Origin of the sequence: Nocardia sputorum, from assembly GCF_027924405.1 — a bacterium.
GTDB classification, from domain to species: Bacteria; Actinomycetota; Actinomycetes; order Mycobacteriales; family Mycobacteriaceae; genus Nocardia; species Nocardia sputorum.
Genome location: NZ_AP026978.1, coordinates 1,941,878 through 1,955,002, shown reverse-complemented (window position 1 = coordinate 1,955,002; position 13,125 = coordinate 1,941,878). Strand labels below are relative to the sequence as shown.

Genomic DNA, 13,125 nt, shown 5'->3' with positions numbered 1-13,125 from the left:
CCTGCCGGAACCGCCGCGACCGGTACCGCCCCGCCGGTGGTGCACGTCACACGTACACCGGTCTCCTATCAGGGCGGATCAGGCCGATCCACTCCCGATAGCGCTGGGTAAACGCAGGACATGCCCTTCTTGTTCCCGCGACCGACCACTGATTTCCGCACCGGTGATTCGATCTGGGCCGCCAGACAATAGCGGACCCCGGAGCAAAAGTCGCAATCAAAACCCACACGAGTCGAAAATGAGGGCCAATCGACACCGTCCGGGGAACGCACCGAGACCTTGCGCCGCGTCCCCGCCACATTTTCGTAGAGTGTGCTGGTGGTTTCACTGATCACCGAAGGCAGCGCGACGGATTCGCAAGGTCGTCCGTTCGTGCGCCGCCGCCCCCAGCCCTGGCTCATCATGCTCGGCGTTCTCGCTTTGATCTGCGGGATCGTCTGGGTGAAAGCCCTCACGACGCACGACACCGACCACACCGCGATGGCGTGCAACTCACCGAGCCCGGCCTCGGATCCCGGTGCGCCGCAAGCGACTCCGCTCGGCCAGCGGGTCGGCGCGAGCCGGCTGCAGGACGTGGAACCCGCCGCGCTGGCGGCGAGCAAGGTGCGCGTGCTGAACGCGAACAATCAGCGCGGCCAAGCCGCGCACGTTGCCGCCCAGCTAGGCGACCTCGGCTTCGCGAGCGCACCCGGAACGCAATACGGCAACGATTCGGTATACGTCAACGGCGACCTCGAATGCACCGGACAGATCCGCTTCGGCGTCAACGGCCGCCCGGCCGCCGCCTCCGTGCAGCTGGTCGCGCCGTGCGCCGAGCTGATCGAGGATCAGCGCGGCGACGACACCGTCGATCTGGTGCTCGGCTCGCTGTTCCGCGACATCCGGCCCAGCAACGACGCCGAGGAGGTGCTGCGTTCGCTGAAGAACCCGGCGCCTGGCAACTCGACCTCCATCGATATCAAGCTGCTCGACGCCGCGCGGCAGGCCCACTGCTGATCAGCGGTCCGGAATCGGCTCGGTAGCCCCGACCCGGGCCAGCAACTCGCCCAGTTCGCCGGCGATGCCGGGCGCGGCGGCGACCACCAGGTCGCCGGCGGCGCCCGGCGCCGTCGCGGGCGGAAGCGTCAGCCGCGCGCCCGCCTCCGCGGCGATCAGCGCGCCCGCGCCCCAGTCCCAGGCGTTCAATCCGTGCTCGTAGTAGGCGTCCACCCGGCCCGCCGCGACATGGCACAGATCCAGCGCCGCCGCACCGAAACGGCGGATGTCGCGCACGTGCGGCAGCACCTGCGCGACCAGTTCCGCCTGCCTGCTCCGGCGATGCCTGCCATAGGCGAACCCGGTGGCCACCAACGACATCGCGAGCGACTCGACCGGCGTGCAGCGCAGGTGCTCCACCGCGCCTTCGGCGTCGACGCGCAGCGCGCCCAGCCCGAGCCCGGCGCTGTAGGTCGCCGCCCGCGCGACATCCACCACGGCGCCCGCGACCGGCCGCCCGCCCCGCAGCGCGGCGACCGACACGGCATAGCCGGGAATGCCGTAGAGGAAGTTGACGGTGCCGTCGATCGGATCCACCACCCAGTGGACGGTGTCCGCGCTCGCGTCATCGATGCTGCCGCCGCCCTCCTCGCCGAGGATCGGATCGCCGGGGCGCTGTTCGGCGAGCAGCTTGCGGATCAGCTCTTCGGTCTCGGTGTCCACGATGGTCACCGGGTCGGTCTCGTGGCTCTTGGACTGCACCGCGCCTTCGACGTGCGCGCCCGCGGGCCCGAACACCTCGGGGCGGCGGGAGCGGACATGGGCGGCGGCTGTCTCGGCGATGTCGACCGCGACACGGCGCAACTCGGCCTCGTCGCCGCGCGCGACGATCGAGACGAAGGAGTCGGGGGTGTAGTCGGACACTGGCGATGAGGTTTCCGGCACGCCCTTCATCGCATCACACATCCTCGCCGAACGCCCAGCCTCGTGGTCCCATTACTCTTGTCGTGCACGACACAGCGCCGTCGTCGGGCATCCCATTCGCACGCCCGCTGTGGCGTCCCGGGCCCCGTGCAGCGCTGTCATCACACCGGCCAGCACAGGGAGACGAGGGGTTAGTCATGTCCGCTCGGGGGCACGCATTCGGCATCGACATCGGCGGCAGCGGCGTCAAAGGCGCCACGGTCGATCTGGCCACCGGCGAGTTGGTCCACGAGCGGATCAAGATCGCGACACCGCACCCCGCGACACCGTTCGCCGTGGCCGAGGCGGTGGCCGAGTTGGTCGACCGAGCCAAGTGGACCGGGCCGGTCGGGCTCACCCTGCCCGCGGTGGTGATCGGCGGCGTGGCGCGCACCGCGGCGAACATCGACAAGTCCTGGATCGGCACCGACGCGCGAGCGCTGTTCTCCGCCGCGCTCGGCGGTCGTCCGGTCACCGTGCTCAACGACGCGGACGCCGCGGGCATGGCCGAGGACCACTACGGCGCGGCACGGAATTTCGCGGGCCTGGTCATGCTGCTGACCTTCGGCACCGGCATCGGCTCCGCGTTGCTCTACCACGGCACGCTGGTGCCCAACACAGAGCTCGGCCACCTGGAGATCCAGGGCATGGAGAGCGAGCACCGGGCCGCGGCCTCGATCAAGGAACGCGACGGCCTGAGCTACGAGCAGTGGGCCGCACAGGTCAGCCTGGTCCTGACCACGCTGGAGAACCTGTTCTTCCCGGTCGTGTTCGTCGCGGGCGGGGGCATCAGCAGGGACTCCGAGAAGTGGATCCCCCTGCTCACCAACCGGACGCCCGTGATCCCGGCCCGCCTGCGGAACACCGCGGGCATCGTCGGCGCCGCGATGGCGATCGCGGGCGGTGTCGCCCCCTGAGGCGCGCGGGTACCGCGAGGATGCCGTTCCCTGCATCGTGCCGTAGGTACCCTGGTTAGATCGTTACAATGGAACGTGCCCGGCTGAGCCGGAGAAACCCCGACCGGCCCTCCGCCGGTGAAACCCGACAGATCGCTCCGCCGGAACACCACTCTGGCGTGACGCCGCACGAGACCGTCACGAAAGGGCGTACGTGGTAGCCACGAATACCCGTCAGACCGCCGAATCGGCCGATGCCGACTCCGCAGATGTAACCGCAGCACGGCCGGTCCGTAAGGCTGCTGCGAAGAAGGCTCCGGCGAAGAAGGCCGCCGCCAAGAAGGCGCCTGCCAAGAAGGCCGCGAAGGCGGCCAAGGCTCCCGCGAAGAAGGCCACGACCAAGAAGGCGGGCCCGGACGGCGAGCCCGGCGCCGACGAGGCGCTCGAGGACGAGTCGCTCGATCTCGACGATCTCGGCGATCTGGAGGTCTCCGAGGAAGACCTCGCCGACGGCGACGAACTGGTCGACGTCGCCGAGGAAGCCGAGACCGAGGAAGCCGAGGGCGAGGAAGCCGACGAGCCGACGGCGGCGGACAAGGCCTCCGGCGATTTCGTCTGGGACGAGGAGGAATCCGAGGCGCTGCGCCAGGCCCGCAAGGACGCCGAACTCACCGCCTCCGCCGACTCGGTCCGCGCCTACCTCAAGCAGATCGGCAAGGTCGCGCTGCTCAACGCCGAAGAGGAGGTCGAACTCGCCAAGCGGATCGAGGCAGGCCTCTACGCGGCGGAGAAGGTGCGCGAGTTCGCCGAGCAGGGTGAGAAGCTGCCGGTCGCGATGCGCCGCGACTACAACTGGATCGTCCGCGACGGCAACCGGGCCAAGAACCACCTGCTGGAGGCCAACCTGCGCCTGGTCGTCTCGCTGGCCAAGCGCTACACCGGCCGCGGCATGGCGTTCCTCGACCTGATCCAGGAGGGCAACCTGGGTCTGATCCGCGCGGTGGAGAAGTTCGACTACACCAAGGGCTACAAGTTCTCCACGTACGCCACCTGGTGGATCCGGCAGGCCATCACCCGCGCCATGGCCGACCAGGCCCGCACCATCCGCATCCCGGTGCACATGGTGGAGGTCATCAACAAGCTCGGTCGCATCCAGCGCGAGTTGCTCCAGGATCTCGGTCGCGAGCCGACGCCGGAGGAACTGGCCAAGGAAATGGACATCACGCCGGAGAAGGTGCTGGAGATCCAGCAGTACGCGCGTGAACCCATCTCGCTGGACCAGACCATCGGCGACGAGGGCGACAGCCAGCTCGGTGACTTCATCGAGGACTCCGAGGCCGTGGTGGCCGTCGACGCGGTGAGCTTCACGTTGCTGCAGGATCAGCTGCAGTCGGTGCTGGAGACGCTGTCGGAGCGGGAGGCGGGCGTGGTCCGGCTGCGGTTCGGTCTCACCGACGGCCAGCCCCGCACTCTCGACGAGATCGGCCAGGTCTACGGGGTCACCCGCGAACGCATCCGCCAGATCGAGTCCAAGACCATGAGCAAGCTGCGCCACCCCAGCCGCTCCCAGGTCCTGCGCGACTACCTGGACTAGGTCGCCTCGCCTCGACGCCCGCATTCGTCGTGCCGCTCGAATATTTCCAGCGGCCGGCGAATGCGGGCGTCGCGCTTTTCCGGGAGCTGTCCCGCTCCGCGTGTCGACGTCGAACAAGACTCCGGCCGCGTCCTGGCCCGACGAGCGGCCGTGTCTGCACGGGGCGGGCACGGCGAACTCGCACCCGGCACGGCAGACTTGCGGAGTGGTTGCCTCGACCTCGACTTCGCGCGTGCCGCGCTCACCGTGGACGCGGACCGTCGATCTGCGCGCCGAGTTGCGTGACACCCTGGCCTGGCTGTGCCGTCCTGGATTGCCGCGCCGGATGTTGCCTGCGATCCGGGCACATCTGGGGGCCGCGCCCGCCAGCACCGCCTACGCGTTCACGCTGTTCGTCACGTGGTGGACGTTGCGCGGGGTCGGGGACTCGGTGGAGCGCAGGCTGATCTTCTCGGCGTCGACCAACCTGTACAACATGCGGCACAACCCGGTTCAGGTGCTCGTCGCCTCCGCGTTCTGGACCGAAGGCGGGTTTCCCTGGACGACCATCGCCGGTTTCCTGGTGGTCATGGCCTATGCGGAGCGCTGGCTGGGCACGGCGCGCTGGATTCTGCTGTTCGCGACCGGGCATATCGGGGCGACGCTGCTCACCGTCACCGGCATCGCCCATGCCATCGACCGCGGCGTGATTCCCTTACGAGTGGCCGTCGCCGCGGATGTCGGTACCAGTTACGGGTTCTCGGCCGTGCTGGCGGCGCTGGCGTTCCGGTTCCGGGGCAGGGTGCGACTGGTGTGGGCGGGGGCGATCCTCGTGGCGCTCGGTGCGGCGCTGTGGATCGAACCGACGTTCACCGACTACGGCCATCTGTGCGCCGCCGCCATCGGCCTGGCGGTCGGCGCGATCGCCAGTCTGTTCTGGCACCGGCTGGAACGGATCGCGACACGCAGGGCCGCGCAGGACTGATCAGAAGACCTGCGGCTCGGGGCGACCACGGCTCTGCAGGACCCCGGCCACCGGCTCGACCACGCGGGCCGCGATCGGGCCGAGCACCGCCATCAGCAGAACGTAGGTCGAGGCGAGCGCGGTGAGCTGACCGTCCATCGCGCCCGCGCTCACGGCCAGTCCCGCGATCACGATGGAGAATTCGCCGCGCGCGACCAGGGCCGCACCGGCGCGAGCCCGGCCCAGCGGCCGGATGCCCACGCGTGCGGCGGCCCACCACCCGGTCGCCACCTTGGTCACCACGGTGATCACCGCCAGCAGGATCGCCCAGCCCAGCACCGGCGGGATCGATCGCAGGTCGGTGTTCAACCCGAAGGCCACGAAGAAGATGGCCGCGAACAGGTCGCGCAGCGGCTCGAGCATTTTCGCCGCCGCGTGCGCGGTGGAACCGGAGATCGCGATGCCCAGCAGGAACGCTCCGACCGCCGCCGACACGCTCAGCGCCGAGGACGCGCCCGCCACCAGCAGCGCCGCGCCGAGCAGCGTGAGCAGGAAGACCTCGCGGTCGGCGCTGTCCACGATCGCCGACACGTACCGCCCGTAGCGCAGCGCCACCGCGAGGACCAGCGTGATGGTGAGCAGAGCCACCGCCAACGCGCGCAGCCCGCTGACCCAGCTCAGCCCGGCCAGCACCGTGGTGAGGATCGGCAGGTAGACCGCCATCGCCAGATCCTCGAAGACGAGGATGGACAGGATCACCGGCGTCTCGCGATTGCCCAGGCGGCCGAGATCGTCGAGGACTTTCGCCACGATGCCCGAGGACGAGATGTAGGTGACGCCCGCCATCGTGATCGCGCCGGAGACGCCCCAGCCCAGCATCAGCGCCACCACCGCGCCCGGCGACGCGTTGACCACGATGTCCACCAGACCGGCGGGCCAGGAACGACGCAACCCGGTGACCAGCTCCGCCGCCGTGTACTCCAAGCCGAGCAGCAAGAGCAGCAGCACCACGCCGATCTCACCGGCCACATGGCCGAAGTCGTAGGCGGCGCGGAGTTCGATGAGACCGCCCTGGCCGAAGGCGACACCGCCGAGCAGGTACAGCGGGATGGGTGACATCCCGACACGGCCCGCGACACGACCCAGCATGCCGAGAACGAAAAGAACCGCTCCGAGCTCGAGCAAGGCGAGCGCGGTGTCCGTCACGTCAGCCGTGCGTCAAGATCTTCGCGGCGGCATCCAAGCCCTCCGGAGTGCCGACGACTACGAGCAGGTCGCCCGTGGTGAAGGTGAAATCGGGTCCGGGCGAGGGATGCAACTGCCCGGCCCGCATGACCGCCACGATGGAGACCTTCGTGCGGGTGCGCATCTCGGTTTCGCCGAGGGTGCGGCCGTCGTACGGGGAGTCGTCCCCGATCGGGAGCTGGCGCGTGGTGATCCCGGGCATGTCGCGGTGGTCGTCGTTGAGCTTGGCGACCAGCTGCGGCGCGCCGAGCAGATTGGCCAGCACCGCTGCCTCGTCGGTGGTGAGCGGGATCTGCGCGGCACAGGCGTCGGGATCGTCGAGCTTGGAGACGATCAGGTCGATATCACCGTCACGGTGGGCGACCACGCCGATTCGGCGACCGGAACGCACCTCGAAGTCCTTGCGGACCCCGATGCCGGGGAGTGCGGTGACGTCGACGTTCACGCCCTCCAGATTAGCCGGATCACCGCGTGCGCGAACGGATCGGTCATCACTTCGGCCGATGGCGCGTCGCCCGCGCTGTGCTGTGATGGAGGCGTGCGGCGGTGGTCGGATTTCCCGGAGCGGACGCGGGACGCGCTGGGCGCGGTGATCGCGTTCGCCGGCGGCGCGGCGCTCTACCTGTCCGGCCTGTCGACGATGACCGACCGGGGCGAGCAGGTGTCGTTGTGGGTGCGGTTCGGTGTGCTCGCCGTGCTGTGCCTGGCGACGTTCGCCCGGCGCCGCGCGCCGGTCGCGGCCATGCTGGGCGGGCTCGTCCCCTTGGCGATGGACATCCGGCTCGGCGCCACCGTGTCGGTGTGGATCATCTACGCCGACCTGATCTACGCCGCCGTGCTGTACTCCGGGCGCCGGACCGCGCGGATCACGGCGCTGTCCTGGTTCGCGCTCTCGGGCGTCCTCGTAGTCCTGGTGCTGGCGCTGACCGGCGACCCACGTGCGGTGTCGCTCGCCCTGGTGGCGGTGTTCAGTTTCGTCGCGACGCCGATCTGGTGGGCGAATTCGGTGCGCACGCACAAGGAGGTGGCGCACGCCGAGCGCGCCCGCGCCCAGGCGCTGACCCTGGTCGCCGAACTCGACCGGCGCGCGGCCGTCGCCGACGAGCGCACCACGATGGCGCGCGACCTGCACGACGTGATCGCCGGGCACCTGTCGGCCATCGCGCTGCACTCGGAGGCGGCGATCGGAATACTGGACCGCCGCGAAGCCGACCCCGCGGTGGCCGGGATCATGCGGTCCATTCGGGCCGACAGCGTCAGTGCTCTGGAGGAGATGCGCACCATGATCGGATTGCTGCGCAGCGACGACGCGGCGGAGGAGATCGCCGCGCCCCGCACGCTCGCACAGCTGCCGATCCTGGTGGACGCAGCCCGCGCCGCGGGGGTTTCGGTGCTGGTACGCGAATCGCCCGCCGGCGCAGCGCTGCCCAGTGCGGTCGGCCAGGCCGCCTATCGAATCGTGCAGGAAGCTATGACCAACGCCATGAAACACGCACCGGGACAGGAGATCCGCATCGACGTGCGCACCGAGGAGGGAATGCTGACCATATCCGTCGACAACCGGATCGGGCCGCGGCGACCATCCGGTGCGACGGATCGAGCTGGACGCGGTCTGGTGAATATGCGCGAGCGTGCGGCTGCGCTCGGCGGAAGCCTGCGCGCCGGAACGGATTCCGGCCGGTGGGAAGTTCTGGCCAGCCTGCCGCTCGGATCGACGGACGCCGCATGACGATCCGGGTGGTGATCGCCGACGACCACGCCGCGATTCGCGCGGGCCTGCGGATGATCCTGGACGCCGAGGACGACATCGAGGTGGTCGGCGAAGCGGCCGACGGGGATGTCGCGGTGGCGCAGGCCAAAGCGCTGCGGCCACAGGTGGTGCTGATGGACGTGCGGATGCCGGGGGTGGACGGCATCACCGCCACCGAGCGGATCACCGCGGCGGGTCTGGCCGAGGTGCTGATCCTGACCACCTTCGACTTGGATGAGTACGTCTTTCGCACGCTGCGCGCGGGCGCTTCGGGGTTCGTGCTGAAATCGACGTCGGGACGGGCCCTGGTCGAGGCGGTGCGCGCGGTGGCGGCGGGTGACGGCGTGCTGGCTCCGGAAGTGACGCGAGCGGTGATCGCGGCGTTCGCCTCGAACGGCGCGGGCACGCGACCGGCTCCCGCCGGGCTCCACGGGCTCACCGAGCGGGAACGCGAAGTGCTCGAGTGTCTCGGCGACGGCTTGTCCAACGCGCAGATCGCGGGCCGGTTGTTCATCGGCGAGACGACCGTGAAGACGCACGTCTCCCGGGTGCTGACGAAACTCGGTGTGCGGTCGCGGGTTCAGGCCGCCATCGTGGCGCGCGAGATCCGCGACCGGTGATCACGCCGTGCGTGGGGCGAAACTCCCGTCCGACTCGGGCGGGTAGTCCTCGACTCCGGTGACCGCGGCCACCGGCAAGGGGCCGTACAGATGCGGGAAGAGCATCGATTCCGGGTCGGTGGGGACGCCGGGCTCCCATTCGATCGGCGAACCCACGCGGCGGGCGTCGATCCGCAGCAGCACGAGATCACGCCGTCCGCGGAACAAGCGGTTTGCGGGCAAGTGCACCTGCTGGGGCGTGGAGAGATGAATGAACCCCGCTTCGGCGAGCGAGGGCGCACGGTACTCCCCCGTTTGCCGAGCGGAAAGCCATTCGTCCAAAGTGCATAGGTGAACAAGTGTGTGAGTGTCATAGGTCACGGGTAATCTCCCGGTAGACAACTGGATCGGCCGATCGAGGGTGTGACGCAGTGCACATCGACGACAGGACCTGTGGCGTTCGCCCGTAGCGAAATCCCTGGTCGTGTTATCGAAAACACACTGCTTCCTACGCGGGAACAAAGTCCCCCGTCCCGAACGTCTGACAGAGTAGTCATACCCCTGCTGGGAAGTAGCGGTAGCGAGCTCGTGGTGAGTGACCACGGGCCCCACACCAGGTGAACGGTCGTCGGGACCGGGAGCCAGGACGGAGGAGTCATGCCAGGAACCCTGACAAGCACCCCACTGACCGCGGTCGATCGTTGCGACCGCTGCGGGGCGGCCGCCCGAGTGCGCGCCGTACTGCCCGCAGGTGGAGAGTTGCTCTTCTGCCAGCACCACGCGAACGAACACATGGATCGGCTGCGTGAGCTGGACGCCGTGATCGACACGGAGTCCGCTCCCGCGCTCTGATCTGCTCCTCGCGTCCTGACACAACAGCATCGGACAACAGAACACCGTTTCCACCGGCAGCGGGCGACCAAGAGGTCGCCCGCTGTCGGCGTGTCCGGAGGCGTTCAGGCTCCGGGCACCGCGCCGAGAATGCCGTCCAGCAGCCTGGCCAGGCCGAATTCGAAGGAGCCGTCGGGGTCGGCGGGCGCCTGATACAGCTCACCGACCGCGGCCCCGACGCGTGACGAGAGCGGGAAACGGCTCGGCGGCATGACCTCGGCCAGCAGCGGGCCGTGCACCTCCCACCACCGCGCGTCGCTCATCCGCCCGGTCTCTCTGGCCGCGGCCACCGCCATGCGCGCGTTCCCGGTGGCGAACTCCGACAACACGGCGATCACCCGGTCCATCACCACGTCCGGCAGGCCGAGCCCATCGATCGCGGCGAGCTGCCGTTCGTAGCGGCGCATCCGCCCCGGCCCGAGTACCAGCCGCCACGGCGGGACGTCGAGCAGCCAGGGATGTGCGACGAGTTCCGCACGGACCTGTCTGGCCACGGCCGCCATCCGCTCGCGCGGCGGCAGATCGCCGGGGATGGGCGGATCCTCGTCGGCGACCGCGTCGACCATGAGGATCGTCAGCGCGTCCTTGCTCGGCACGTAGGTGTAGAGACCCATCGGCCGCAGCCCGAGTTCGGCGGCGACGGCTCGGATGGAGACCTTGTCGTAGCCGTCGCGGTCGGCGAGCGCGACCGCCGCCGCGACCACCGCGTCGACGCTCACGGTCGGCTTCGGACCGCGCCCCACCGGTGGCGGCGGAAGTTGGTGCCGCCACAGCAGGCCCATCAGCCGCCTGGCCTGGTCGAATGTGCTGTCCTCGCTCACCGGCTCCTCGGGGAATCAATTCGATACGGTGTACGTTGTTATACTACTCCGTACACTATACGTTGATTAAGGGGTGCGCCCTGCCAAGCACACACGCCACATATCTACCCGATCGGCACATGTTCGCGCTCTGGTCCTGGACGGGACATACCACCGGTCCCCACCCAGCCGGTCCGGGTGACCGCGAGACCGTCGCCCTGGCCGTCCCGGTCGCGGACGGAGCCCTCGCGGTCGCGGAGGTCGACGCCGTGCTGGTCGACGCCCAGACTCTCGCCGGTTCGAGGCCCGAGCAGCCGGGCGAGTCGGTCCTGTCCTGGCAGCGGATCGTGCGCTCCGTTCTCGCCGATCCAGCCGGGGAGCCGCTCGACACGGACGCCGATGCCTTGCCCATCGCGGCACACGCGGTGCCGGACGCGTCCGGCACCGCGATCGTCGCCGCGCACCACGCGGTGCGCGTCCTGCGCGACACCGAGGCGGTCACCGCGGACCTGCGGGCGACGTTGAAAGCGCAGCTGCGGCCGTACCAGGCCCGCGGGGTCGGCTGGCTACGCGAAACGGTGGCCGCGCACGGCGGCGCGGTGCTCGCCGACGAGATGGGCCTCGGCAAGACCGTCCAGACCATCGGTTTCCTGCTCGACCGGGCCGCGGCGGGCCCGCAACTGGTGGTGTGCCCGACCTCGCTGGTCGGCAACTGGGCACACGAGATCGGCCGGTTCGCGCCGGGGCTCCGCGCGGTCGTCTGGCGTGGCGGCACCGTCGCCGCCGACGCCGGCACCATCGTCGTCACCGGTTATCCGACCTTGCGGCTGCACGGGCAGGTGCTGGCGCAGCAGGACTGGGCGACGACCGTCTTCGACGAGGCGCAGGCGCTGAAGAATCCCCGCACCCAGATCGCGAAGGCCGCGCGCGGAATCGACGCGGCCGCGACGGTCGCGCTCACGGGCACGCCGGTGGAGAACCATCTCGAGGAGTTGTGGGCCCTGCTGCACCTGGTGGCGCCCCGGCTGTTCGGGCACCGGACGCAATTCCGGCGGCGCTTCGTACGACCGATCCACGAGGGGTCGGCGGCCGCCGCGGCGCGGTTGCGCGACACCATCGAACCGGTGGTGCTGGCACGAACCAAGCGTCAGGTCGCCGCGGCCCTTCCCGCGAAGATCCACAGTGACCTGCTCTGCGACCTCACCGCCGAGCAGGAGCGGCTCTACGACCAGTTGCTCGACAAAGCCGTCGACGACGGATTCGGCGCGGGCATCGAGCGTCACGGCCGCGTGCTCGCGGCGCTGACCGCACTCAAGCAGGTGTGCAACCATCCCGGCCTGATCACCGGCGACCTCGACGAGTTGACCGGCCGGTCCGGAAAACTCGACCTGTGCACCGACATCATCGCCACCAATCTCGAAACCGACAGTCCCACATTGATTTTCACCCAGTACCGGCAGACCGGTGAGTTGCTCGTCCGGCATCTGGCCGACCGGTTCGGGGTGACCGCGCCGTTCTTCCACGGTGGGCTCTCGCAGGCCGAGCGCGCCGAGATCGTCACCCGGTTCCAGGCCGAGGACGGGCCACCGGTGCTGGTGCTCAGCCTGCGCGCGGCGGGCACCGGGCTCACCCTGACCCGCGCCGCCGACGTCGTCCACTTCGATCGCTGGTGGAATCCCGCGGTCGAGGCGCAGGCCTCCGACCGGGTGCACCGGATCGGCCAGACCCGCACGGTAACCGTCACCACGCTCACCTCCACCACCACCGTGGAGGAGCACATCGCGGGCATGCACGACCGTAAGGCGGCGTTGCGCGACCTCGGCGACGCGGCGGGCATCGCGACTCTGGCCGCGCTGGACGACGACCAGTTGATCGAGATCTTGCGCCGCAAGAGGGAGAACTGATGGCGGACAACGAATTCGGTTACACGGCGTGGGGCATGGACTGGGTGCGGCTGGCGGAGCCGCTGCGCCAGACCCGGCCGGACCCGCTGTTGCCCCGCGCCCGCAGCATCGCCCGGAACAACGGCGTACTAGCCACCGTCGAGGGACGGGTGGTGCGCGCCACCATCCACCGCGGCGGGCAGGCGTCGGTGACCCACCTCGAGGTCGCGCCGCTGTCCCGGCAAACGATCACCGCCGTCGCCGGGATCGTGCCGGACCTGCCCGTGCCGACCGATGACATGCACCGCGCGATCACGGCGGCCGGGATCTCGATCGCGCCCGTTCTCGCCGGCGCCGACTGTTCGTGCGCGGCACGCAAGGCACGGTGCGTGCACGTCCTGGCCGTCTACTACGAGATGGCGCGGCAAGTCGACGAGGATCCGCGACTCGGGTTGGCGATCCAGGGCTATTTCGACGCCGTGCCCCGGGATGCGGACGAATCCACACCACAGGCTCGGTGGACGCCGATCAGTGCGCTGGATCCTCAGCGCTTCTTCACGACGACGCCCGGCTGAACGGCGAGAGG

14 protein-coding genes are annotated in these 13,125 nt (G+C 69.6%); 9 read left to right on the top strand and 5 right to left on the bottom strand.

What is annotated here, in order from left to right; all coding sequences use genetic code 11:
- Window positions 1-318: 318 nt before the first annotated feature.
- Window positions 319-996: an envelope integrity protein Cei gene (cei, locus tag QMG86_RS08985; RefSeq protein ID WP_281878841.1), complete on the top strand. Its 678-nt coding sequence runs from the start codon at window positions 319-321 to the stop codon at window positions 994-996.
- Here cei and QMG86_RS08980 read toward each other — a convergent pair whose 3' ends face one another.
- Window positions 997-1,929 carry an inositol monophosphatase family protein gene (locus tag QMG86_RS08980; protein ID WP_434086164.1) on the bottom strand — a complete coding sequence of 311 codons (933 nt, stop codon included), beginning with the start codon at window positions 1,927-1,929 and terminating at the stop codon, window positions 997-999.
- Window positions 1,930-2,096: 167 nt separating this feature from the next.
- On the opposite strand from QMG86_RS08980, the gene ppgK reads away from it, so the two are divergent.
- The 3 genes from ppgK to QMG86_RS08965 all read left to right on the top strand — a co-directional run bounded on the left by ppgK (window position 2,097) and on the right by QMG86_RS08965 (window position 5,392).
- Complete coding sequence (gene ppgK, locus QMG86_RS08975) at window positions 2,097-2,855, top strand: polyphosphate--glucose phosphotransferase (RefSeq protein WP_281878839.1); 759 nt, start codon at window positions 2,097-2,099, stop codon at window positions 2,853-2,855.
- 193 nt (window positions 2,856-3,048) lie between these two features.
- A complete protein-coding gene (locus tag QMG86_RS08970) occupies window positions 3,049-4,428 on the top strand; it encodes an RNA polymerase sigma factor (RefSeq protein WP_281878838.1) in 1,380 nt (459 codons plus the stop codon).
- Between the two features lie 232 nt (window positions 4,429-4,660).
- Entirely contained in the window at window positions 4,661-5,392 is a 732-nt protein-coding gene (locus QMG86_RS08965) for a rhomboid-like protein (protein ID WP_281878837.1), read from the top strand.
- Here QMG86_RS08965 and QMG86_RS08960 read toward each other — a convergent pair whose 3' ends face one another.
- On the bottom strand, window positions 5,393-6,577 hold the full coding sequence (locus tag QMG86_RS08960; protein ID WP_281878836.1) for a cation:proton antiporter: 1,185 nt from the start codon (window positions 6,575-6,577) through the stop codon (window positions 5,393-5,395). It lies immediately after the preceding gene.
- Between the two features lies 1 nt (window position 6,578).
- Complete coding sequence (locus tag QMG86_RS08955) at window positions 6,579-7,061, bottom strand: cation:proton antiporter regulatory subunit (RefSeq protein WP_281878834.1); 483 nt, start codon at window positions 7,059-7,061, stop codon at window positions 6,579-6,581.
- Between QMG86_RS08955 and QMG86_RS08950 the strand changes: the two genes are divergently transcribed.
- Together QMG86_RS08950 and QMG86_RS08945 are read left to right on the top strand one after the other, a co-directional pair.
- On the top strand, window positions 6,972-8,345 hold the full coding sequence (locus QMG86_RS08950; protein ID WP_281878832.1) for a sensor histidine kinase: 1,374 nt from the start codon (window positions 6,972-6,974) through the stop codon (window positions 8,343-8,345). The genes QMG86_RS08955 and QMG86_RS08950 overlap by 90 nt on opposite strands.
- Window positions 8,342-8,986 carry a response regulator gene (locus tag QMG86_RS08945; protein ID WP_281878831.1) on the top strand — a complete coding sequence of 215 codons (645 nt, stop codon included), beginning with the start codon at window positions 8,342-8,344 and terminating at the stop codon, window positions 8,984-8,986. The genes QMG86_RS08950 and QMG86_RS08945 overlap by 4 nt, the downstream gene beginning before the upstream one ends.
- Here the strand turns inward: QMG86_RS08945 and QMG86_RS08940 are convergent, their stop codons facing one another.
- On the bottom strand, window positions 8,987-9,346 hold the full coding sequence (locus tag QMG86_RS08940) for a DUF952 domain-containing protein (RefSeq protein ID WP_281878830.1): 360 nt from the start codon (window positions 9,344-9,346) through the stop codon (window positions 8,987-8,989).
- A 276-nt stretch (window positions 9,347-9,622) separates the two neighbouring features.
- On the opposite strand from QMG86_RS08940, the gene QMG86_RS08935 reads away from it, so the two are divergent.
- Complete coding sequence (locus QMG86_RS08935) at window positions 9,623-9,817, top strand: DUF7455 domain-containing protein (RefSeq protein ID WP_036538000.1); 195 nt, start codon at window positions 9,623-9,625, stop codon at window positions 9,815-9,817.
- Window positions 9,818-9,921: 104 nt separating this feature from the next.
- Here QMG86_RS08935 and QMG86_RS08930 read toward each other — a convergent pair whose 3' ends face one another.
- Window positions 9,922-10,638, bottom strand: a complete 717-nt coding sequence (locus tag QMG86_RS08930; RefSeq protein ID WP_281880861.1) for a TetR/AcrR family transcriptional regulator C-terminal domain-containing protein — start codon at window positions 10,636-10,638, stop codon at window positions 9,922-9,924.
- 158 nt (window positions 10,639-10,796) lie between these two features.
- Between QMG86_RS08930 and QMG86_RS08925 the strand changes: the two genes are divergently transcribed.
- A complete protein-coding gene (locus QMG86_RS08925) occupies window positions 10,797-12,560 on the top strand; it encodes a DEAD/DEAH box helicase (protein ID WP_281878828.1) in 1,764 nt (587 codons plus the stop codon).
- On the top strand, window positions 12,560-13,114 hold the full coding sequence (locus tag QMG86_RS08920) for an SWIM zinc finger family protein (RefSeq protein WP_281878826.1): 555 nt from the start codon (window positions 12,560-12,562) through the stop codon (window positions 13,112-13,114). The genes QMG86_RS08925 and QMG86_RS08920 overlap by 1 nt, the downstream gene beginning before the upstream one ends.
- Window positions 13,115-13,125 lie beyond the last annotated feature (11 nt).